We start from the raw sequence: 18,130 nt of genomic DNA, 5'->3' as shown, positions 1-18,130 counted from the left end.
GGCGGCGTCCCTGGCGGCGTCCCTGGCGGCGTCCCTCAACGACTCGTCACCGGTCATCAGGTACTGATGAACAACCTCGGGCGCATCCCACAGCTCGATAACTTGCAGCGCAGACCAGCGTGCGAACTCGCGCAGCAGTGATTCGGCGTCGATGCGCTTGATGATGCGGCGGCGCGCAGAGACTCCCTTGTCGTCGCCGATCTTGGTTTCGCCGTCGTACTCAACCAGGCATAACGTATTGCCGGGGGCGTACTGCAGTGCGTCAAACGGATCGGCCGACCAGTGCAGGCCAGAGGCGCACAGCTTGACGGCGCCGTCGTGCTCCAGCCACTCGCCATCGGCCGGAACCGGACGGCCGTCGCGCAGCGTGGCGCCGACGAAGTGGTATGCGATCTTGGGTTCGGCCTTCGCGGCCTTGGACTTCTTGGCGGCCATTACACGGCCTCCACTGCGACTTCGTAGTGGTGGATCGCTACCTCATGCATCTGCCGCTCGGGCAGATGGCCCCAGCGAGCTTCCATCACGCGGTAGGCCGCTTGCTCGCGGGTCAGCTCCAGGCCAAACACGTCGCGGCCCTCGGCCACGATGCCCTCATTGCGCGCAATCGCTGCGAATCGGATCTGCGCTAGGTCGTTGCTGCTGTGCATCTCGTTCTCCCTGCCCGTGGGCGATGGGAGGACTATATGCGCCTTACGAATATTCGTCAAGTGCATATTGGAAAATATTTTTGTCCCCCGACAGACGGTCACTCATGGCGCTATTTGTCTGCGCGTGCCGGGCTTGCCGTTGCTAGCATCTAGTAGCCAATGACGGCTTATGAAGGGGATGGGAGATGAAGACGATTGTCTTAGGCCTGGCGCTTGCGCTCACTGCAGGATCGGCGCTGGCACAGACACACGTGAAGGGCTACTACAGATCAAACGGCACGTATGTGCAGCCGCACTATCGCAGCGCGCCCAACAACACCAAGCTGGACAACTATTCGACTCAGGGCAACGTGAACCCTTACACAGGCCGGCAGGGTACTGTGAACCCGTATCCAAACTCTGGCGGCTACTACCAGCCTCAGCAGCCTGTGTACGCTCCTAGCCAGCCAGCGGCTCAGCAGCAAGACCCGTACGGCTTCGATGAGCAATAGAAGCCATATGAAGATCCTGGCAGCGGCATGCTTGGTCGCGGCGGGGCTAGCCGGCTGCTCGAACTTTTGCGATCCCAATAGCCGCGACACTTACGGCGACACAGGCCTACCCAAGAACTGTCGGGCAATCGTTCAGGCCAACATAGATGGATATCGATCCGGGCAGTTCACGGCTCAAGAGGCAATGAGTTCACTTGAGCGCAACTGCGGCGCTCATGGCTACAGTTGGGGCAGATAATTAGATGCGGCAAGCCATGGAGCTTGCCGCATCTAGTTGACTGGCCGCTCTGCTACGGTCACCACTACCCCGCAGATGCGCATTGGCTGGTCAACGGTGAGCGTCGGATATCGCGGGTTTAGCGGCACTAGATAGGTCGCTCCAGCGTCACGGACAAGCCTCTTGAACGTCGCCTGCTGATCTTCATCTACTTGGGCGATCACCAGGTCTCCAGACTCCGCAGTCCTGCGCGGGTCCACGATGATGGTTGTCCCCTCTGGGAAGGTAGGCCAGCCAGCCGGGTTCGTCATCGAGTCGCCCTTGACCTGCAGGGCATAGCTACGAGGACTTACCTTTGTATTGGTAGGCACAGCGCCCTGCGCAACGTCTGGGTCGAAGGGATTTTCCACCTGGTCCCACATACCAGCGCGGACCCAGCCTATCAGCGGCACCACAGATGGGGCTTCAGCGGGGACATGGCGCTGCTGAAGTCGCCCTTCTTCCCCATTCAGGATCTGCTCTACGAGCGCTGCGATTTCAGCCGTAGACACGCCCAGCGCGTCAGCAAGGGGCGCTATGTGCATGTCCGGCGACTTGTGGCGCCCGTTCTCGATCTTTGAGATGTCGGCCTGCTTCAATCCAGGCACATCCTCCAGGCGCTCGGCAAGCTGCTCTTGGTTCAGTTCGGCAGCCTTGCGTAGCTGGCGGATGGCTTGCCCGAAGGCTTCTCTTCTATCCATGCCGCAATTATTCCCGCTAGGAATGATCTAAGTAAGATCGCCTGAAGAATATGCTTGACAGTCATTATTCTTCAGAGCAATATCGTGGCCATGGACACTACCCACCACCTCCGCGCCGCGCGCGCACGTGCTGGCCTCACCCAGGCAGAGCTTGCCGCCCGGTGTGGCTGTTCGCAGGCTGACATTTCCAAGTATGAGAGCGGGACCATCCCGCGCCGCTTGGATGTCGTAACCAAGCTTGCCCAGTCGCTGAACATCCCGCGCGACGTGGTGATCTTCGGGCCTTCCCAGCCAGCCCCCGCCCCCAAGCGCAAGAGGGCGTGACATGCGCCTCTTTGACCGCCTGAAGTCCTGGCTACGCCCCGACCCTGCCGATGCGCTGAAGGGTGCGGAGAACGACGTGCTACCCACGCCGCAGCACCCAAACAACCAGCCTCTCGCCGACCCATCTAGCAGCGAAGACGCGGCTCCTGTGCCTGACGATCTGCACGACGTTTGAACCCATTTTTTCAACTACCGCCACTGATAACCCCCATGTACGCCGATCCCACACACATCCGCGACAACGTCATCAAAGCTCGCTTTAGCGATCCCGAGGACGAACTCATCAGAGCGTTGGCTCGCTTCAACGGCAGACAGCCCGCCGTTTTCGTCCGCGAGGCTGCGCTGGCGCACATCGCGATGATGGAAAAGCTTAGGGCCGAAGCGGATGTTGGCTGAAGGTGCTTTGAAGGCCCTATGGAGTACCTGTGGACCATGAAATCAGCTTGACCAACGAGCAGATACGAAGGATTGAGCGGTACGCCAAATCTCTGGGACTGACGCCAGATGAGGCGTTTGTACATGCAGCCCGCGCACACCTTGAACGCTGCTACTTGCTAACCAAGCGCAACGCTTCTGTTGTGCCGATCCAGGGCCTCATTCGGGGTCGCAGAGGGACTGAAAAGTGACTACCCCAAAGCACAAGAAGCCGCACCCCTGGCGCGCCCACATGCCCGGCCAATTCAAGCGCGACGAACACCTGCGCTCCGAGCAGATCGTGCCGAAGCGTGGCCGGCCGGTGTCGAGGTAACTATGAACCATCTACCCGCACGCACCACCGACCCTGCCACGAGCTGGGACGCCGCCGAGCACGTCGTGACAAGCGGCAAGGCTGCCATGCAGCAGTCAACTGCGCTGGAGGCTGTTAAGGCCAATCCGGGCCACACCAGCGCTGAGCTTGCCCGCTACTGCACGCTGGACCGCTACCAACTGGCTCGCAGGTTGCCAGAGCTGGAAGACGCCGGCCGCGTGATCCGTGGTCCTTCCCGCAAGTGCCTGGCTACCGGGCATAGCGCCACCACCTGGTGGCCGGTGAACTGACGTGAACTACTACGAGCATCACATCGGCGACTACGCAGCAGCGACGGGGCACTTGTCGCTGGTGGAAGACGCCATATACAGCCGGCTTTTGCGCCGGTACTACCTACAGGAGCAGGCACTGCCGGTTGACGTCGCCCAGGTGGCACGTCTGTGCGGCGCGCGTGCTCCGGAGGAAGTGGCGGCTGTAGAGGTGGTGCTTCAGGAGTTCTTCGCGCTGGGGTCAGATGGCTGGCATAACAAGCGCGCCGATGAAGAAATCGAGCGCTACCAAAGCAAGCAGGCTAAGGCGCGCGCTAGTGCCGAGGCCCGCTGGAGCAAGGACGCAAAGCCATCGGATAGCGAACGCAATGCGGTCGCATTGCAAGCGCATTGCAATGGCAATGCTCTCCAGACACCAGACACCAGTATCTCTACCTCACTACGTTCGGTAGAGAGCGCACGCAAGCGCGCGCCGTCCGCCCCTGCATGCCCTGATGACGTTGACCCGCAGACCTGGACCGATTGGCTTGCACTGCGGAAGGCCAAGAAGGCCCCGGTGACGGAGACCGTCCTGCGCTCTGCCCAAGGCGAGGCGCGCAAGGCCGGAATGCCGCTGGAGCAGTTCCTGCGGATTTGGTGCGCCCGAGGCTCCCAAGGGCTGCAGGCCGACTGGCTCAAGCCGCACGAACGCGCAGGGCCTCAATCGGCCCAGCCCCCGCAGCAGAGCAAAACCCTTTCCGCCATCCAACGACTGCAGGCCCTGAAGCATGGAAACCTGGATTCACAACGAGATTCTGGACGGCCTGAGCCGGTTGCTCTGCTTGGGTCTGGACCGAACCCCCGCTAGCGACTTGATCGAGGGTACGGCTGCCATGTGGGTCGCTGCGCTGACGAAGAATCGGGTGTGGGAGCAGAAGCAAGACGCCCCGCGCTTCCGCGAAGCGTTCGTGACCCTGGCGCAGACCCGTCGGACCTGGCCGGCTCCTGCTGACTTCCTGGAAGCCCTGCCGCCGCGTCAGCAACTGGCGATCACCAAGCAGCCGATCAAAGCCAGCCCCGAGCGCGCTGCGCGCGTCTACGAGGAACTGGGAAACCTGCTGAGGATGACCCGATGACCAAGCCAAAGACCATAGCGCTCGCCCGCCAAGTTGCGCATAACGGCAAGGCCTGCGGCGGCCGGCCAATCCGTGTCCCGCTCGGCAAGGTAAGCGTTCGCCAAATCCTGCGCCGGCACCTGCGCGAAGAAGGACACCGGATCATCGACCTGTGCGTCCCTTGGAAGTGCCGGCCGCAGTCGGTCTACAACGCATTCTTCGACAAACGCCCGTTTTCGCCGTCGCACATCGACGCAGCGATCCAGTTCTTGGGCTTGGACGAGTTTGACGCCAACGAGCTGCGGCTGCTCGGCGCGCGCGAGGCAGGCTGGCACATAGACAAGACCTTTCTACTCGGCGAGCAGGACAGCGGCTGCCGGCCGGGGAGGGTGGGGTGATGGCACGTAGGGAATACACGCTTGGCTTCCGGTGCGTCCATCCTGGCTGCACTGAGCAAATCATCTACCGGTACAGCACGCTGAGAGACAGGAAAGATAGCTTCGAGCTTAGGGCATATCACCCCGATAAATGGCGGTGCGTCAGGCACAGTCGACCAGGGGGCGTGCTCGCTGCTGAAAACCCATCCACTGAGGCGGTTCTGACTGTCGAAAAAAATGAGTACGGGCACTACTTCGGCACCAGCGGCATGGTAATAGGCCCTGGCTTTAAAGCCTTTGCTGCCGACTTCCCGCCTGGCACTCGCCTGATCGTAACGGCGCGAATTGAATTTCCTGATGGAGACGCCGCATGAAGCCCAAGCCCGAGCGCCCGGATTGGAAGGCGACAAACCCGAACTAAAGACCCAGCCGACGCAGCGGCACGCGGATGGTTCGATCAGCCTGGACGGCGGAGTAGTCGCCGACCAGGTCAACACACTGCGCGAGTGGTACGCGCTCAACAACATCAAGAGCTACAGCAGGGGAGAGTGAGGATGGATGAGATCGAGAAGAAGGCCCGCGAATTGCTGGCAGCCGAGTATGAGACGGCGGGGATGGATGAGACAGCCGCTCTAATCCGAAAAGGCGCTATGAACAAGTATCGCCGTGGGATAGATGATTATGTCCTGCGCGGGATTATGGTTGCGCTGAAGGAGGCTGAGGTACTCCGCGCCGATAAGAAAGAGTTCGCAGCAGAGGCAGTCCGCTGGGCCGAGGAAGCCGGCCGGCTCAAGGCTGACTTGCGGGATGCAAGGAAACAGCAGGAGGAGATGCTGGTTGAGCTGGCCGCGGACGTGGCCGTCATCAACGTTTTGCGCGGCCGAGCTGAGAGGGCCGAGGCCCTGCTGCACGATGCGCAGAGGGATGCGGGGCGGTGGCGTTTTCTGAAAAATGAGTGCACAGAACAATATGGTGACGGGTACTCCGAACCGAGAGAAGCGCATCTGTGTTTGGAGTGGGGGCAAGGTTCGTGGATTATGGATGGAAGCAACGGCGGGCGAGGTCGCCCGGACACATTCCCTGGTTGGGACGCAATAGTTGACGAGATGATTGCGCGAGCACAGGCCGAGTTGGCCGCCCTTGATGCCGACGACGCCGCCATGGCCGCAGAGCGGGAGGGTCATTCCTGCCCGAATTGTCTGGGCGTGCATCCGGAGTCTTGCGTTTTCGTAGAGCGGGAGGGGCAGGGATGAGCGAGATCATCATCAACTCCGAGCCTGCGCTCCAGGCGGCCATCGGCGAGCTTCGCGACCTGTGGGGGCGGAACAAGTACGTCCGCATGGTGCTGCGGTCTCGCAAGCGCAGCCTAGACCAGAACGCCCTGGCTGCCGTGTGGTACGAGCAGATGGCCCGCGAAGACCGGCAGCACGATGCGTTGGGCCACAAGTGCTACTGCAAGCTGCACCACGGCGTGCCGATCCTACGTGCCGAGGACGCCGAGTACCGGACGTTCTACGACGGCGCGATCAAGGGTCTGAGCTACGAGCAGAAGCTGGTCGCGATGAAGTTCCTGCCGGTCACCTCGCTGATGACTGCCGAACAGTTGAGCAAGTATCTGGAGGCGGTTCAGTCCGACTACGCCAGCCGTGGCGTGCATGTGCAGTTCCCAGTAGGGAGGAAGGCGGCGTGACTTCGAAGCAGGTCAAATTCACTTGGGACAGGGTGGATCGTCGTGGTGAAGACGATTGCTGGCCATGGATCGGAAGGCTAAATAGCTGGGGCTACGGCGCCTGTCAGCTAAACGGACGAACTGTCAACGCTAGCCGAGCAGCCTACCTATCCGCTCATGGAGAAATCGCAGAAGGCTTGGTTGTATGCCATCGCTGTGACAATCCAGCTTGCTGCAACCCAGCCCATCTGTTTGCCGCTACCCAGGCAGAGAACATCATTGATTGCAAGCGCAAAGGGCGGTGGCGTAACAGGAGCGGCCCTACGCACCCGCGGCCCGGCGCAAAGCTCACCCCGGATCTAGTCAGAATAGCCCGCCAGTTGTACGTCAGCGGCGTTAGCCAGTCGGAGATTGGTCGGCTATGGGGTGTCCACTCATCAACTATCAGCCGGGCGGTGCGCGGTGAGAGATGGGGCCAATTCACATGAACTACCGAGACCGCAAGCTGCTTGACCTAGCCTACCAGCTCGATTGCCAGGTGCAATTGCACGGCATCTGCGAGGGCGGGACTGGCGAGCCGGCACACAGCAACCAATCAAGGCACGGTAAGGGCGGAGCGCTCAAGGCTCACGATTGCTTCTTCGCCAGCTCCTGCCGGGCCTGTCACCGAGAACTTGACCAGGGGCGAACGATGAATCGAGAAGAGAAGTTCGAGGCGTGGCAGCGCGCCCACGAGCGCACGATGCTGGCCCTGTGGCAGCTAGGGCTGATCCGGGTGGCCGCATGAGCCGCGCATCCGAATGCAGAGAGTGGCTAAGGCAAAATCCGGGGTGGCATTTTTCTTCGGATGTCTGCGACGGGCTTGCGGCGAAAGATCCAGACGCTAGGCAGAAGATCGCGGCAGCCCTTTCCTCCTGCGCCACGCGCAAGAAGATCGAGCGCAAAGGGCTGCGGCACAACTTCAGGTATCGTGGGCTGGCATGAGCAGGATTCTGGCTATCGACCCCGGCACCACTGAAAGCGGCTGGTGTGAGCTATGGGATGGGGATGTCATCGACTCGGGAATCTGGCCCAACGATGAACTTGTCACAGGACTACAGAAAGGACGGTTCGAGCACTGCCATTCCTTGGCTATCGAGATGATCGCCAGTTACGGCATGGCCGTCGGAAAAGAGGTGTTCGAGACCTGCTTGTGGATTGGGCGGTTCGTCCAGTCATGGCGCTCGCCAGAGGATGTCCGCCTCGTCTATCGCCGTGACGTGAAGCTGCACCTCTGCGGAAGTACCAAGGCCAAGGACGCCAACATCCGCCAGGCGCTGCTAGACCTGATCGGCCCACAAGGGACGAAGAAGGCGCCCGGCCCCACCTACGGCGTCAAGTCGCACGCCTGGGCTGCGCTCGGGGTCGCCGCAACCGTGGCGGGTATATCACCCGAGCCGCGCAAGGGCGGCCAGGTCGTCATCAAGATCACAGGGGAATCCAATGCCGCTGATTAACCAAGAATTGCAAGGGTGGGAGACGAACCGCCTCACAAGCGGACCGTATCACGTCGAGATCGTCGGTCCTTACAAGCTACCCCAGGTATGCGGCCCCGGCGGCGTAGCAGGGCTTAGCGGGCCAGGCGGGGCAGTCTTCCAGATGACGGTAGAGCAGGCTGACGAACTGTGCCGCGCGGCGAACGCCGGGGAGCTGGGAAAATGAGCGGGCAAGTTGACACTTTCGGGCTGTATGTCCGCGCAGAGCTTGAGCACTGGGGGCGTGAGTTTGCGCTGCACAGGGACTACGAATACCTCGGGCATGTCTCGAAAAACATGCTGCAGATCCTCATCGAGCATCGCGGCGAGATGCCGCCCCCTAACGTCGGCTACAAGCCGCTGGAAATCGACCTGCGCGCCCAGCGGATCGAGGACATTGTGGCCGATATCGCCCGATCAAATCTGCCGATGGCGTGCGTCCTGCGGGCCTACTACTGCGGCATGGGGCGGCGCAAGGTTGAGCGGTACGAGACTGCTCAGATGCTGTTGGCCAACTCCGGAGAGCGCTGCATGCACGTCAAGGCGTATCTAGAGCTGGCCAAGCGCGGCGAGGATCGGGTCTACGGCGTGCTGGCAGGGATGGCGCGGGCCGCTTAGTTGCCCGCGTCCAGATCCCGCAGCAACGCGATGCCCTCCTGCTGTCTCTGGCGAAGTAGAGCGGCGATATCAGCCCATATGCCAGCCGACATGTTGCGTTCGCCGAGCATCCATGCGCGGACGCGGCGGTCGTTGACTCCAAGCGCCCTGGCAAGGTCAGATTGCCAGCGCTCGCCGTAGAGCAGTTGACCAGCGCGTGCAAGCTGATCTGGACCCCATTGCATGGCATGGCCGATCGCTGCGGCGTAGTGATACCAACCAACCCAAAAAGGCCCCTGATCAGCTACGGGCACAGGGCCATCAGTGAGGTCGGCAGGTAGCTTGTCGATCACGCGCCTGTAATTTTCATCCTCATGTCGTCCCAGCAGTGGGTTGGCTTTGTGGAGCATCGCCAGCCCAGAAAGTGGCCGGGAAAGCAGGGTATCCATCATCCGCTGCGGGATTGCTCCATCGGGGTAGGCGACGCGAGCAAGCTGGCCCAGCGTGTACATGACTTCGGTGATGTTGGTCATGGCTCAGCACTCCAACATCTTGCGATAGTTGGCAATGGACTTCTCGATCAATTCGCGCGCGAAGGCATCAGTGACGCCCTCCAACCTGGCGGATTCTTCGGCGATCTTGGCCGCCGGATCAATCGGCATGCCGCGGCTGTCGCGGTACACCTTGCCGCTACTAGCGGCGGGAGCAGCAACAGCCGCGGCGGCAGCGACGGTGATGTACTTCGGGTGCGGGTTGTAGCTGTCCGTGTAGCCCTCATTGAAGAGGTTGTTGAACTTGACCCACTCCGGATTGATCTTTTGCATGGTCGGCTCCTCAGCCTTATTGGGCGGCCCCATTGGCCTTCCCATGGGTGGATAATGATCCTAAATCTAGGATCAGTCAATAGGCAGAGTGGAGGGATTTGTAGACAACAACCCTATTGACAGGTGCCACCCAGAAAGTTAGATTTCAGGCACGATGTCATAGGAGCCCCTGGCGAAAGCCGGGGGTTTTGCTTTTGCAGGCCAGACTGGCGCCCGCTACCTGCGGAGGTCCGGCCGTTATCCCCTAGCGGCCGGGCCTCAACCTTTTCAATGCCCGCTTCCCTGATCCAGATCAACCCTTGCGCCTAGCTGGCTGCGGGGCGGGCGCCTATTGGAGCCAGTATGTCCGCCATAGCAGTCGCCGCCTCGCTTGTGCGCAAGTGGGAAGGATGCCGGCTGGCTGCGTATCCGGACCCGGCTACGGGTGCTGAGCCGTACACCATCGGCTATGGCTCGACTGGGCCGGGCATCACCAAGGGTACGGTGTGGACCCAAACCCAGGCAGATGAGCGCCTGGAGCAGGATGTCGCCAAGTTTGTGAACGGCGTGAGCGCGCTCCTGAAGCGCAAGCCGACCGACAACCAGTTGGGCGCTATGGCTTCGCTGGCCTACAACATCGGGCTGGGCAATTTCGGCAAATCCACGCTGCTGCGTCTTTTCAATGCAGGTGATATCGCCGGAGCCGCCAAGCAGTTCGCTGTCTGGCGGATGGCAAACGGCAAGGTCATGCAGGGGCTAATCAACCGCCGCGCCGATGAGCGCAAGGTGTTCGAGGCACCCTGATGGAAGTCAACTGGCAAATCATCATCAACGTGGCAGTCGGCGTGCTGATGCCGCTTGTGATCTTTGCCCTGGGCTACATCGTGAGTCTGTCCAAGCGGGTGAGCGACCTGCGCGTGCTGATCTCCGACGAGTTTGTGCGCAAGCCTGAGCTGGTCGAGGTCAAGCAGCTCATGCAATCCATCAACGCGACATGCAATGAATTACTCAAGACCGTGGCCGAGATGAAAGGCGAGTTTAAGGCGGCTCAGCGATGACGCAACGGCTGGAAGAAGTCGCAGACAGGCTGAGCACCCAAGTTTCGGCGCTGCGTGAGGCTGTCAACAAGCAGTCTGGATCAAGCAACGGCAACGTTGTGCGGATCGAGGGCATGGGCACCATGTGGCATGGCCTGGCGATCGGCATAGCCATCTCTGGCGTACTTGCCGGCATGGTGTGGATTGGTTGGGTAGCAAGCGATGCGCGTGTATCTGTGAGGCAGGCAGAGGCATACCGGGCTGCTGTGTACGTCGTCGCTCCGAAGTTTTCCGAGAAGATCGACGAAGAATTGGAGCGCAACAAGGAGCGCCAGAAGGAATGAGCATCGAACAGGAAATACAGGCCAAGGGCCTGACCGCGCCGCGCGTGACGCCAGCCGACCTCGAAGTGGAGATCGCCAGCGAGCACTATTTCACGGCAGCTGACGGCGCCTACGGCGCTGAAGGCTTCCAAGACTTCGCGCACGCCCGATACGAAGACCAGCCGCAGCCTCTGCACCTACTGACCTTCTGCGTGCTGGTGCTGCGCAACGGATTCACGGTGACCGGCGAGAGCGCATGCGCCAGCCCGGAGAACTTCGACTCCGGGCTTGGGCGCTTTATCGCGCGGCGGAATGCTGAAGCGAAGGTCTTGCCGCTGCTGGGCTTCCGGCTGCGCGACAAGCTGGCGGGCGAAGCATGAGCAGCCCCACTCCCATCCTCACCCCGCCGAAGAAGCCGCCGGCCAAGGTTTCCCTGCTCCCGCAGGGCCTTGAGTCCCCGCGCGTGATGCTGAAGAAGTATACGACCTACGTGTGGGCCTTCGTGGCCGGCCTGCCTGACCTCTACAGCCAGATCATGGCGCTAGGCGAAATGCCGGCGAAGCTCAAGGCTGTGCTGTGGGGCAGTGCTGCAGTCGGCCTGGCCGCTAGCTGGATCAAACAAAGATTGGAGCGCTGAGCATGGCTAAGTTCCGCAAGAATCCCGTGGTGATCAACGCTATCCAGTACGACGGCACCCCGAAGAGCAATCGCGAAATCATCGACTGGACGCGTGGAAGTGCAACCCCGGCGTACATGGACAGCGAGATTCGCAATTGCTCGGCCGAGCACCCGGAGGGTTTCGACTACCCGGTGCTGCGCATCAACACGCTGGAAGGTACGCACAAGGTCAGCGTGGGCGACTGGGTCATCCAGGGCGTGCAGGGCGAGTTTTATTCGTGCAAACCGGAGATCTTCGCGGCTACTTACGAGCCAGCCTGACCATGCTTCCGCTCGCCATGCAGCCATACGCGGCGCTGATCCGCATGGGGCTGTGGGCGGTTGTGGCCGGAGTGATCTTTGTCGGCGGGTGCCGGCACGGCAAGTCCAGCCAAGAGGCGAAGACTGGAGAGGTGCAGGGCCAGTTTGACGCCTACCGCGACAAGATGGTGGCGCTGACGAATCAGGTAGCTATCGCCACCGAGCGTGCGCGCCAGGAATACCACGCCAAGTCCGCCGAGGCAGCGAGGAACTATGAAGATGGTCGCAAGAGCGCTGAACAGCATCAAGACACCCTGGTTGCTGATCTGCGCGCTGGCAATGTCCGGCTGCGCAGCGAGTGGGCCGCGTGCATGTCCGCCCCCGCCAAAGGTCAAGCTGGATCCGCTGTCGGAAGCGATGATGCAGCCACCCCTGTACCGCCAGAGGCTCTGGGCCGAGTTCTTCGGGTCGGAGACGATGCAGACAACCAAGTCCGCTGGCTCCAGTCCCAACTGATGGCGACCCGCAAGCTGGCTGAGTCGTGTGGAGCTGTGCAGTGAGCGCCCTGCCGATTCAACTGCGCGGCTACATGGTCGCCGACGCCCCGCAAGTTCTGTGGGCGCGGGGTGACCAAGGGCCGTTCAACCTGGCTGGGGATTCGATTTCCGCCCATGTGCGCCCACCTGCCAAGAGCGTTGACCTTGTGGTTCTCCCCGCCATTGGTGGGGGCTCAGGCCAGATCACGTTCACCGTCCCAACGACCTTGGGCAACAAGTACGGCCCGGGTCTTTACCAACTGACTATTGTGAGTGCCGCCTATGGGGTGACCCATGACGGCACGCTGGAGATTGTGTGATGCCTGCTGGGCGGCCAACTGACTATCGGCCTGAGTACTGCGAAATGGTGCTTGAGCTTGGAAGGCAGGGCAAATCCGTGGTGCAGATGGCCTGTGCGTTCGATGTGGTGCGCCAGACAATGCTTGATTGGTGCAAGGTACATCCGGAATTTCTTGATGCCTTCACGCGCGCAAAGCAATTGAGCCAAGACTGGTGGGAGACGCAGGCGCAGTGCGGGCTGACGGCAGACAAATTCAACAGCTCGCTGTGGTCCCGTTCGATGGCTGCTCGGTTCCCCGATGACTACCAAGAACGTAAGGGTGTCGAGCTGTCTGCTCCAGGTGGCGGCCCGATCGCTGTAGACGTAGTGACAAAGGTTGTCGTCACTGGCGTGGAGCCGCAGTCCGAATGAGCGAGCTTGGCCTGGAGATTCCGGCCAAGATGCTTCCCTTCTGGACTGAGCGACGCCGTCACAAGGTGGCTCGTGGTGGGCGTGGATCGGCTAAGTCCTGGTCTGTGGCCCGGATGCTGGCTGCTCGGGGCATCCTCCAGCCCACGCGCTGGCTCTGCTGCCGCGAGACGCAGAAGTCGATCAAGGAGTCATCGCACAGGTTGCTGGCTGACCAGATCCAGTCGCTAAACCTGGGCTACTACTACGATGTCCAGCGGGACGCCATCAAGGGGCAGCCGGGCACATCGGCGAGTAGCAGTGAGTTCGCCTTCGCTGGCCTGAAGGAGCATACGGCCGACTCGATCAAGTCCTACGAAGGCTTCGATGGGGCATGGATCGAAGAGGCGCACAGCGTTAGTGAGCGCTCGGCCACGGTGCTGGTTCCTACGATCCGCAAGCCGGGGTCTGAGTTGTGGTGGACGTACAACCCGGACCAGGAAGAGGACTACGTACACCAGTTGGCCGCACTGGATGACCCGGACACGCTGGTCATCGACATCAACTGGCGCGATAACCCCTGGTTCCCCGAGGAACTGAACAAGGAGCGTCTGAAGCTCCAGAAGTTCAACTCGGACCTCTACGCGCACGTATGGGAAGGCGCATGTAGGTCGCTGGCCGGCCTGATGTTCAAGCGCGACTGGTTCAAGTTCTACGACGTGCTTCCGTCCCGCCTCAATCTGTACATGGCGAGCGACTATGCGGTCACGCCAGACGACGGCGATTGGACCGAGCATGGCGTTTGGGGCCTGTCGTCCAGTGGCGACCTGTACGCGGTGGACTGGTGGTACGGCCAGAAAGACCCGGCCGAGTGGATCGATGCATGGATTGAGCTCGCGTCCAAGTACAAGCCGCTTGCCGCGTTTGAGGAAAAGGGCGTGATCCTCCGGGCGGTGGACTCGGCGATCACCAAGCGCATGCGCGAGACGCAGGTGTTCGTCAACCGCGTGCCGCTTGCATCTGCTGGCACCAAGGCAGAGCGTGCATTGGGCTTCGCAGCCCGTGCATCCGCTGGAGCGGTGTACCTGCCGCGCCTGCCTTGGGCCGTCCGCCTGCTGAATCAGCTCTGCGCCTTCAATGGCGAGGACGGGCGGCAGGATGATGCAGTGGATGTCTGCAGCCTGATCGGCCGCGGCCTAGACACGATGGCGAACGCATCCGGGCCTGAGGCTCAGGAGCGCAAGAGCCGCAAGGGGCGCGACTACAGCGCCGACGATGAAGACGAAGACGACGTTCCGGACTGGAAGGTAGCTTGATGGCTGACGACATGAACTTGGCTGGCGAAGACGCCGGCCAAGCTTCCGCGCGCCCGGAAATAGACAAAGAGGCCATGCTGGAGAAGTGCCTGCGTCAGTTCCGCGACTGGGACGACAACGGCCGTGACGAGCGAGAGATGGCCGAGAAGTGCCGCGACTACTACGACGGCGAGCAGCTCACTGCCGAAGAGGAAGAGACGCTCAAGAAGCGCGGCCAGCCGATCGTCATCTCCAATCGCATCAAGCCCAAGATTGATTCGCTGATTGGTTTCGAGAAGAGCAGCCGAACCGATCCGAAGGCGTACCCGCGTACCCCGCGCCATGATGGGGATGCCGACTCAGCGACCGATGCTCTCCGCTTCGTAGCGGAGCAGAACGACTTTGACACTATCCGTTCGGAGGTAGCAGAGAACCTATTTGTTGAGGGCTGTGGCGCCGCAGTCGTTGGCGTGAAGAAGCGTCCGAACGGCATGTTGGATGTATCGCTGACGCCCGTCCCCTGGGATCGGTTCTATCGCGATGTGCACAGCCGTAAGCGCGACTTCAGCGATGCAGCGTTCATGGGCGTCGTGCTGTGGATGGACGAAGAGGACGTTCTGGTCGAGTTCCCCGGCTCCGATCAGGTGATCTTGGGCGCCTACAGCAGCGAGCAGAGCGGTAGCGACACTTACGACGACCGGCCGCGCATCACCTGGGCCGATCAGCGCAATCGTCGCGTGCGCATCATGCAGCATCGCTGGAAGCATAGCGGCGTCTGGTACACCGGCACGATGTGCAAAGGTGGCTGGCTTCGCGACCCGCAGCCGTCCCCGTATCTGGACGAATGGGGCCAGCCCGAGTGCGACATCGTTGCCACTTCTGCCTTCGTGGACCGAGATAACCGTCGCTACGGCACCGTTAAGCAGATGCTCTCGCCGCAGGACGAGATCAACAAGCGCCGGTCCAAGGCACTGCATCGGCTCAGCATGCGGACCATCATCGCCGAGGATGGCTCGGTCGAGAACGTTGCCGTTGCCAGGCGGGAGCTTGCAAAGCCGGACGGCTATATCAAGGTCCGTCCAAGCACCCGGTTTGAGATCGTGGACAACCAGGCCGCACTGGCTGGGGAGTTCCAGCTCCTGCAGGAGTCCAAAGCTGAGATCGACGCGAGTGGTGTGAATCCTGCCCTTGAGGGAGACGTAAAGGCGCCATCTGGCCGCGCAGTGCAAGCTTTGCAGCAGGCCGGTTTGCAGGAGATGGCCGTCCCGTTTGATGCGCTCAAGATGTGGTCGTGGCGCATCTACCGCGCGGCCTGGAATCGCATACGCCAGTACTGGACGGAGGAAAAGTGGATCCGCGTCACCGATGACGAGGATTCGCTGCGGTGGGTTGGGCTGAATAAGCCGGTGACCGTGGCTGAAGAACTGCAGCGCTACCAGAGCGAGGGGCAGACGCCGCCGGCCTACCTCATGGCGATGGCGCAGGCCAACCCCAACGCTGTCGTGCGGCATGAGAACAGCGTCGCTGACATCGACGTGGACATCCTTGTCGAGGACGGCCCGGACACCGTGACGATCCAGGGCGAGCAATTCCAGCAGTTGGTCGAGCTGAAGAAGGCAGACCCGACGTCGATCCCGACTGAGATGATCATCCAGGCGTCGAGCCTGCGGAACAAGGATCAGATCATCGAGAAGCTGCAGCAGCAGGTTCCCCCGCAGATCCAGCAGCAGCTTCAGCAGATGCAAGAGCAACTGCAAGAGATGCAGAAGCAGTTGCAGGACAAGGATCAGCAGCTTGCCAACCAATCCTTGGATGCGGCGAAGCTCGAAACAGAGCAATTCAAGGCTCAGACCGATCGGTTTGAGGCTGAGACAGACCGTGCGCGCGCAACCGTCGAGACGGCGGCGCCTCCGGTCATGCAGTAACGCGACGACGGCGGTTCGGTCGATGCGCGACGACGGCGAACGGTCGATGTGGAGCAACCCATGGCAGATGTGACTGATTTCCTCGATGACATCACGGGGGCAAGCGCCCCTGTGCAAGAAGCTGCAGTTGAGACTCAAGAGGTTGAGCAGGCTACCGAGAAATCGGAGCAGGCCGCCACTGAGCAGGCCGCAGATACGGGCGTAGTTGAGACCGAGGTGCCGCCGGCCCCGGATAAGTCGAAGGAAGAGCAGGGCACGCTCGCAGGGTTGAAAGCGGAACGCGAGAAGCGGCAGGAGGCTCAGCGACGAGCCGATGAGCTGGAGCGCCAACTGGCTGAGCTGCGCCAGCAGCAGGAGCAGGCAAGGCGTCCCGAGTTCTTCGACGACCCGGCTGCCTACGTCCAGACCGAGGTACAAAGCGCAACTCAGCGCATCCAGCAGCAGTTCTACGCTGCCATGGAGGCTGATCTGCGCGAGCAGCATGCGGACTACGACGAAGTCATCCAGGCACTCGTGCAGCGAGCGCAGGACAACCCTGCGCTGGCTCAGAAAGTTTTCCAGTCGCCCAACCCGGCCCGTGAGGCGTACCGGCTTGGCCGCCAGATCCAGCAGATGGAGCAGATGCAGGATCCGGAAGCCTACCGAGCGCAGATCGAGGCCGAACTACGGGCGAAGTGGGAGGCCGAGCTGAAAGAAAAAGCCGCCGCCAAGCAGCAAGCCGCCGAGGCGATTCAGCCTGATCTGACCCAAGCACGCAACGCCAAGGGCGAATTCCAGCCCAAGGCGGGCGACGTCTTCAAACAAATCTTCTGAGAGCACTAACACATGGCAAATACGACCGTCAGCGCGGCTGTCCGCGCAAAGCAGTGGGACGACGAGTTCTTCAAGGAGTACGTCCGCGCCAACCGCTTCAAGCGGTACATGGGCATGGACGAGAACAGCATCATCCAGATCAAGAACAACCTGACCAAGAAGAAGGGTGACACCATCACCATCAACCTGGTCGGCGCGCTGGATGCCGATGCTGGCTACAACACCGGCAGCACCACCCTGGTGGGCAATGAGAAGGCACTGCCGAACGACGGCCACGCGATCAAGATCGGCGTTGTCCGTGATGCAACCGTCGTCAACGTCGAGGAAGAGCAGGCGTCCGCCTTCGATATCCGCGACGCCGGCAAGCAGGCGCTGAAGGATCTAGCGATGCGCTACATGCGCAACGACATCATCCGTGCGCTTGGCTCGGTGCAGGGCACCCCCTATGCCACTGCCACCGCCGCGCAGAAGAACGCATGGAATGCGGCCAACGTGGACCGGGTGCTGTTCGGCAACGCCGTCGCCAACTACAGCGCCACCCACGCCACCGCGCTGAACAACATCACCGCCGGCATGACCCTGACCAAGGATGTTGTTTCGCTGCTGAAGCGGATCGCTCAGGATGCCGAGACCGTGAACGGCGACGGTATCCGCCCGCACATCTACGGCGAGGATGAGGAAACCTTCGTCCTGTTCGCCGGCACCCGTGCGTATCGCGATCTGAAGAAGGACCTCGCAACTGTTCACCAGGAAGCCCGCGAGCGCAGCCTCGCCAACCCGCTGTTCACCGGCACCACGTCGCTTTACTGGGATGGCGTGGTCATCCGTGAGATCCCGGAGCTGCCGGTGATCAACAACACGGCATCGACCCCGATCCCGGTTGCGCCGATCTACCTGTGCGGCGCGCAGGCCCTGGCTGTTGCTTGGGCGCAGACCACCAAGACCACGTTGCGCAAGGAAGACGACTACGGCTTCCAGTACGGCGTCGGCTTCATGGAGCTGCGCGGCATCGAGAAGATCCTGTGGGGCCAAGGTACGACCGGCGCCAAGGACTGGGGCATGGTGACCGGTTGGGTTTCGGCTCCGGCTGACGCCTAATGGCAGA

The 18,130-nt window shown here is 61.5% G+C and carries 33 protein-coding genes; 28 read left to right on the top strand and 5 right to left on the bottom strand.

The features are described 5' to 3' along the window. Together D183_RS0101630 and D183_RS0101625 are read right to left on the bottom strand one after the other, a co-directional pair. Positions 1–435, bottom strand: a 435-nt coding sequence (locus tag D183_RS0101630) for a DUF7666 domain-containing protein (protein ID WP_026144097.1), incomplete at its 3' end; no start/stop codon positions are given. After that, positions 435–647 carry a hypothetical protein gene (locus tag D183_RS0101625; RefSeq protein WP_017907440.1) on the bottom strand — a complete coding sequence of 71 codons (213 nt, stop codon included), beginning with the start codon at positions 645–647 and terminating at the stop codon, positions 435–437. The genes D183_RS0101625 and D183_RS0101630, both read right to left, overlap by 1 nt. A gap of 185 nt (positions 648–832) precedes the next feature. Between D183_RS0101625 and D183_RS27685 the strand changes: the two genes are divergently transcribed. Next, the gene (locus D183_RS27685; RefSeq protein WP_193314182.1) at positions 833–1,138 is read left to right on the top strand and encodes a hypothetical protein; all 306 of its coding nucleotides are present in this window, start codon (positions 833–835) and stop codon (positions 1,136–1,138) included. A gap of 270 nt (positions 1,139–1,408) precedes the next feature. Here the strand turns inward: D183_RS27685 and D183_RS25975 are convergent, their stop codons facing one another. Then, complete coding sequence (locus D183_RS25975) at positions 1,409–2,095, bottom strand: helix-turn-helix domain-containing protein (RefSeq protein WP_017907439.1); 687 nt, start codon at positions 2,093–2,095, stop codon at positions 1,409–1,411. Positions 2,096–2,185: 90 nt separating this feature from the next. Between D183_RS25975 and D183_RS28215 the strand changes: the two genes are divergently transcribed. The 14 genes from D183_RS28215 (at position 2,186) to D183_RS0101555 (ending at position 8,708) form a co-directional block, all read left to right on the top strand. Further along, positions 2,186–2,419 (top strand): helix-turn-helix domain-containing protein, encoded by a 234-nt coding sequence (locus tag D183_RS28215; protein WP_441365041.1) that lies wholly within the window; start codon positions 2,186–2,188, stop codon positions 2,417–2,419. 210 nt (positions 2,420–2,629) lie between these two features. Beyond that, complete coding sequence (locus D183_RS0101605) at positions 2,630–2,815, top strand: hypothetical protein (RefSeq protein ID WP_017907437.1); 186 nt, start codon at positions 2,630–2,632, stop codon at positions 2,813–2,815. 354 nt (positions 2,816–3,169) lie between these two features. Continuing rightward, positions 3,170–3,457 carry a MarR family transcriptional regulator gene (locus tag D183_RS26160; protein ID WP_081613234.1) on the top strand — a complete coding sequence of 96 codons (288 nt, stop codon included), beginning with the start codon at positions 3,170–3,172 and terminating at the stop codon, positions 3,455–3,457. Between the two features lies 1 nt (position 3,458). Continuing rightward, positions 3,459–4,283 (top strand): YdaU family protein, encoded by an 825-nt coding sequence (locus tag D183_RS26155; protein ID WP_081613233.1) that lies wholly within the window; start codon positions 3,459–3,461, stop codon positions 4,281–4,283. A 4-nt stretch (positions 4,284–4,287) separates the two neighbouring features. Beyond that, positions 4,288–4,551, top strand: a complete 264-nt coding sequence (locus D183_RS0101595) for a hypothetical protein (protein ID WP_232757181.1) — start codon at positions 4,288–4,290, stop codon at positions 4,549–4,551. Further along, the gene (locus tag D183_RS27885; RefSeq protein ID WP_017907434.1) at positions 4,548–4,928 is read left to right on the top strand and encodes a hypothetical protein; all 381 of its coding nucleotides are present in this window, start codon (positions 4,548–4,550) and stop codon (positions 4,926–4,928) included. The genes D183_RS0101595 and D183_RS27885 overlap by 4 nt, the downstream gene beginning before the upstream one ends. Positions 4,929–5,264: 336 nt before the next feature. Continuing rightward, complete coding sequence (locus tag D183_RS0101585) at positions 5,265–5,459, top strand: hypothetical protein (RefSeq protein WP_017907433.1); 195 nt, start codon at positions 5,265–5,267, stop codon at positions 5,457–5,459. 2 nt (positions 5,460–5,461) lie between these two features. After that, positions 5,462–6,160, top strand: a complete 699-nt coding sequence (locus D183_RS0101580) for a hypothetical protein (protein ID WP_039725819.1) — start codon at positions 5,462–5,464, stop codon at positions 6,158–6,160. After that, positions 6,157–6,597 (top strand): hypothetical protein, encoded by a 441-nt coding sequence (locus D183_RS0101575; protein WP_017907431.1) that lies wholly within the window; start codon positions 6,157–6,159, stop codon positions 6,595–6,597. The genes D183_RS0101580 and D183_RS0101575 overlap by 4 nt, the downstream gene beginning before the upstream one ends. Next, positions 6,594–7,064, top strand: a complete 471-nt coding sequence (locus D183_RS28210; RefSeq protein ID WP_026144095.1) for an HNH endonuclease — start codon at positions 6,594–6,596, stop codon at positions 7,062–7,064. Before D183_RS0101575 ends, D183_RS28210 begins: the two co-directional genes overlap by 4 nt. Beyond that, positions 7,061–7,363 (top strand): DUF1364 family protein, encoded by a 303-nt coding sequence (locus tag D183_RS0101565; RefSeq protein ID WP_017907430.1) that lies wholly within the window; start codon positions 7,061–7,063, stop codon positions 7,361–7,363. The genes D183_RS28210 and D183_RS0101565 overlap by 4 nt, the downstream gene beginning before the upstream one ends. After that, positions 7,360–7,560: a hypothetical protein gene (locus D183_RS27680; protein WP_198527622.1), complete on the top strand. Its 201-nt coding sequence runs from the start codon at positions 7,360–7,362 to the stop codon at positions 7,558–7,560. The genes D183_RS0101565 and D183_RS27680 overlap by 4 nt, the downstream gene beginning before the upstream one ends. Beyond that, positions 7,557–8,072 carry a hypothetical protein gene (locus D183_RS23765; protein ID WP_051067596.1) on the top strand — a complete coding sequence of 172 codons (516 nt, stop codon included), beginning with the start codon at positions 7,557–7,559 and terminating at the stop codon, positions 8,070–8,072. Before D183_RS27680 ends, D183_RS23765 begins: the two co-directional genes overlap by 4 nt. Before the next feature lie 201 nt (positions 8,073–8,273). Then, on the top strand, positions 8,274–8,708 hold the full coding sequence (locus D183_RS0101555) for a hypothetical protein (RefSeq protein ID WP_017907428.1): 435 nt from the start codon (positions 8,274–8,276) through the stop codon (positions 8,706–8,708). Here the strand turns inward: D183_RS0101555 and D183_RS25970 are convergent. Further along, on the bottom strand, positions 8,705–9,220 hold the full coding sequence (locus D183_RS25970; protein WP_017907427.1) for a transcriptional regulator: 516 nt from the start codon (positions 9,218–9,220) through the stop codon (positions 8,705–8,707). The genes D183_RS0101555 and D183_RS25970 overlap by 4 nt on opposite strands. A gap of 3 nt (positions 9,221–9,223) precedes the next feature. After that, positions 9,224–9,511, bottom strand: coding sequence for a hypothetical protein (locus tag D183_RS0101545; protein ID WP_017907426.1), 288 nt, complete (start codon positions 9,509–9,511; stop codon positions 9,224–9,226). A 342-nt stretch (positions 9,512–9,853) separates the two neighbouring features. Here D183_RS0101545 and D183_RS0101540 point away from each other — a divergent pair, with 342 nt between their 5' ends. Genes D183_RS0101540 through D183_RS0101480 form a run of 13 tightly spaced genes read left to right on the top strand, consistent with a single transcriptional unit; the run spans position 9,854 to position 18,123 of the window. Next, complete coding sequence (locus D183_RS0101540) at positions 9,854–10,294, top strand: lysozyme (protein ID WP_017907425.1); 441 nt, start codon at positions 9,854–9,856, stop codon at positions 10,292–10,294. Continuing rightward, positions 10,294–10,548: a hypothetical protein gene (locus D183_RS0101535; RefSeq protein ID WP_017907424.1), complete on the top strand. Its 255-nt coding sequence runs from the start codon at positions 10,294–10,296 to the stop codon at positions 10,546–10,548. The genes D183_RS0101540 and D183_RS0101535 overlap by 1 nt, the downstream gene beginning before the upstream one ends. Continuing rightward, the gene (locus D183_RS0101530; RefSeq protein WP_017907423.1) at positions 10,545–10,871 is read left to right on the top strand and encodes a hypothetical protein; all 327 of its coding nucleotides are present in this window, start codon (positions 10,545–10,547) and stop codon (positions 10,869–10,871) included. Before D183_RS0101535 ends, D183_RS0101530 begins: the two co-directional genes overlap by 4 nt. Then, a complete protein-coding gene (locus D183_RS0101525; protein ID WP_017907422.1) occupies positions 10,868–11,230 on the top strand; it encodes a Gp49 family protein in 363 nt (120 codons plus the stop codon). Before D183_RS0101530 ends, D183_RS0101525 begins: the two co-directional genes overlap by 4 nt. Further along, positions 11,227–11,487: a hypothetical protein gene (locus D183_RS0101520; RefSeq protein WP_017907421.1), complete on the top strand. Its 261-nt coding sequence runs from the start codon at positions 11,227–11,229 to the stop codon at positions 11,485–11,487. Before D183_RS0101525 ends, D183_RS0101520 begins: the two co-directional genes overlap by 4 nt. A gap of 2 nt (positions 11,488–11,489) precedes the next feature. Beyond that, positions 11,490–11,789: a hypothetical protein gene (locus D183_RS0101515; protein ID WP_017907420.1), complete on the top strand. Its 300-nt coding sequence runs from the start codon at positions 11,490–11,492 to the stop codon at positions 11,787–11,789. 2 nt (positions 11,790–11,791) lie between these two features. After that, the gene (locus tag D183_RS25965; RefSeq protein ID WP_017907419.1) at positions 11,792–12,328 is read left to right on the top strand and encodes a hypothetical protein; all 537 of its coding nucleotides are present in this window, start codon (positions 11,792–11,794) and stop codon (positions 12,326–12,328) included. Next, positions 12,325–12,624, top strand: a complete 300-nt coding sequence (locus D183_RS0101505) for a hypothetical protein (protein WP_157835148.1) — start codon at positions 12,325–12,327, stop codon at positions 12,622–12,624. The genes D183_RS25965 and D183_RS0101505 overlap by 4 nt, the downstream gene beginning before the upstream one ends. A gap of 44 nt (positions 12,625–12,668) precedes the next feature. Then, complete coding sequence (locus D183_RS27240) at positions 12,669–13,016, top strand: hypothetical protein (protein ID WP_157835147.1); 348 nt, start codon at positions 12,669–12,671, stop codon at positions 13,014–13,016. Then, a complete protein-coding gene (locus tag D183_RS25960) occupies positions 13,013–14,308 on the top strand; it encodes a phage terminase large subunit (protein WP_081613232.1) in 1,296 nt (431 codons plus the stop codon). Before D183_RS27240 ends, D183_RS25960 begins: the two co-directional genes overlap by 4 nt. Then, positions 14,308–16,212 carry a portal protein gene (locus D183_RS0101490; protein ID WP_017907416.1) on the top strand — a complete coding sequence of 635 codons (1,905 nt, stop codon included), beginning with the start codon at positions 14,308–14,310 and terminating at the stop codon, positions 16,210–16,212. Before D183_RS25960 ends, D183_RS0101490 begins: the two co-directional genes overlap by 1 nt. A 60-nt stretch (positions 16,213–16,272) precedes the next feature. Further along, positions 16,273–17,025 (top strand): hypothetical protein, encoded by a 753-nt coding sequence (locus D183_RS0101485; protein ID WP_017907415.1) that lies wholly within the window; start codon positions 16,273–16,275, stop codon positions 17,023–17,025. Positions 17,026–17,037: 12 nt separating this feature from the next. Continuing rightward, positions 17,038–18,123 (top strand): phage capsid family protein, encoded by a 1,086-nt coding sequence (locus tag D183_RS0101480; protein ID WP_017907414.1) that lies wholly within the window; start codon positions 17,038–17,040, stop codon positions 18,121–18,123. The last annotated feature ends 7 nt before the right edge of the window (positions 18,124–18,130 follow it).

This window comes from Xanthomonas sp. SHU 199 (assembly GCF_000364665.1).
GTDB lineage: Bacteria > Pseudomonadota > Gammaproteobacteria > Xanthomonadales > Xanthomonadaceae > Xanthomonas_A > Xanthomonas_A sontii.
Note: the sequence above shows the minus strand (reverse complement) of the source record. Positions and strands in the feature narration are given on the sequence as shown.

Coding starts and splice junctions, on each gene's coding strand:
- D183_RS25965 (WP_017907419.1), top strand. CDS start 11,792: ATGCTTCCGCTCGCCATGCAGCCATACGCGGCGCTGATCCGCATGGGG.
- D183_RS27240 (WP_157835147.1), top strand. CDS start 12,669: ATGGTGCTTGAGCTTGGAAGGCAGGGCAAATCCGTGGTGCAGATGGCC.
- D183_RS0101575 (WP_017907431.1), top strand. CDS start 6,157: ATGAGCGAGATCATCATCAACTCCGAGCCTGCGCTCCAGGCGGCCATC.
- D183_RS0101585 (WP_017907433.1), top strand. CDS start 5,265: ATGGAGACGCCGCATGAAGCCCAAGCCCGAGCGCCCGGATTGGAAGGC.
- D183_RS0101485 (WP_017907415.1), top strand. CDS start 16,273: ATGGCAGATGTGACTGATTTCCTCGATGACATCACGGGGGCAAGCGCC.
- D183_RS0101515 (WP_017907420.1), top strand. CDS start 11,490: ATGGCTAAGTTCCGCAAGAATCCCGTGGTGATCAACGCTATCCAGTAC.
- D183_RS0101565 (WP_017907430.1), top strand. CDS start 7,061: ATGAACTACCGAGACCGCAAGCTGCTTGACCTAGCCTACCAGCTCGAT.
- D183_RS0101530 (WP_017907423.1), top strand. CDS start 10,545: ATGACGCAACGGCTGGAAGAAGTCGCAGACAGGCTGAGCACCCAAGTT.
- D183_RS25960 (WP_081613232.1), top strand. CDS start 13,013: ATGAGCGAGCTTGGCCTGGAGATTCCGGCCAAGATGCTTCCCTTCTGG.
- D183_RS27680 (WP_198527622.1), top strand. CDS start 7,360: ATGAGCCGCGCATCCGAATGCAGAGAGTGGCTAAGGCAAAATCCGGGG.
- D183_RS0101605 (WP_017907437.1), top strand. CDS start 2,630: ATGTACGCCGATCCCACACACATCCGCGACAACGTCATCAAAGCTCGC.
- D183_RS0101625 (WP_017907440.1), bottom strand. CDS start 647: ATGCACAGCAGCAACGACCTAGCGCAGATCCGATTCGCAGCGATTGCG.
- D183_RS0101540 (WP_017907425.1), top strand. CDS start 9,854: ATGTCCGCCATAGCAGTCGCCGCCTCGCTTGTGCGCAAGTGGGAAGGA.
- D183_RS0101555 (WP_017907428.1), top strand. CDS start 8,274: ATGAGCGGGCAAGTTGACACTTTCGGGCTGTATGTCCGCGCAGAGCTT.
- D183_RS27685 (WP_193314182.1), top strand. CDS start 833: ATGAAGACGATTGTCTTAGGCCTGGCGCTTGCGCTCACTGCAGGATCG.
- D183_RS0101525 (WP_017907422.1), top strand. CDS start 10,868: ATGAGCATCGAACAGGAAATACAGGCCAAGGGCCTGACCGCGCCGCGC.
- D183_RS0101535 (WP_017907424.1), top strand. CDS start 10,294: ATGGAAGTCAACTGGCAAATCATCATCAACGTGGCAGTCGGCGTGCTG.
- D183_RS0101480 (WP_017907414.1), top strand. CDS start 17,038: ATGGCAAATACGACCGTCAGCGCGGCTGTCCGCGCAAAGCAGTGGGAC.
- D183_RS0101520 (WP_017907421.1), top strand. CDS start 11,227: ATGAGCAGCCCCACTCCCATCCTCACCCCGCCGAAGAAGCCGCCGGCC.
- D183_RS25975 (WP_017907439.1), bottom strand. CDS start 2,095: ATGGATAGAAGAGAAGCCTTCGGGCAAGCCATCCGCCAGCTACGCAAG.
- D183_RS0101490 (WP_017907416.1), top strand. CDS start 14,308: ATGGCTGACGACATGAACTTGGCTGGCGAAGACGCCGGCCAAGCTTCC.
- D183_RS23765 (WP_051067596.1), top strand. CDS start 7,557: ATGAGCAGGATTCTGGCTATCGACCCCGGCACCACTGAAAGCGGCTGG.
- D183_RS0101545 (WP_017907426.1), bottom strand. CDS start 9,511: ATGCAAAAGATCAATCCGGAGTGGGTCAAGTTCAACAACCTCTTCAAT.
- D183_RS25970 (WP_017907427.1), bottom strand. CDS start 9,220: ATGACCAACATCACCGAAGTCATGTACACGCTGGGCCAGCTTGCTCGC.
- D183_RS26160 (WP_081613234.1), top strand. CDS start 3,170: ATGAACCATCTACCCGCACGCACCACCGACCCTGCCACGAGCTGGGAC.
- D183_RS28215 (WP_441365041.1), top strand. CDS start 2,186: ATGGACACTACCCACCACCTCCGCGCCGCGCGCGCACGTGCTGGCCTC.
- D183_RS27885 (WP_017907434.1), top strand. CDS start 4,548: ATGACCAAGCCAAAGACCATAGCGCTCGCCCGCCAAGTTGCGCATAAC.
- D183_RS0101580 (WP_039725819.1), top strand. CDS start 5,462: ATGGATGAGATCGAGAAGAAGGCCCGCGAATTGCTGGCAGCCGAGTAT.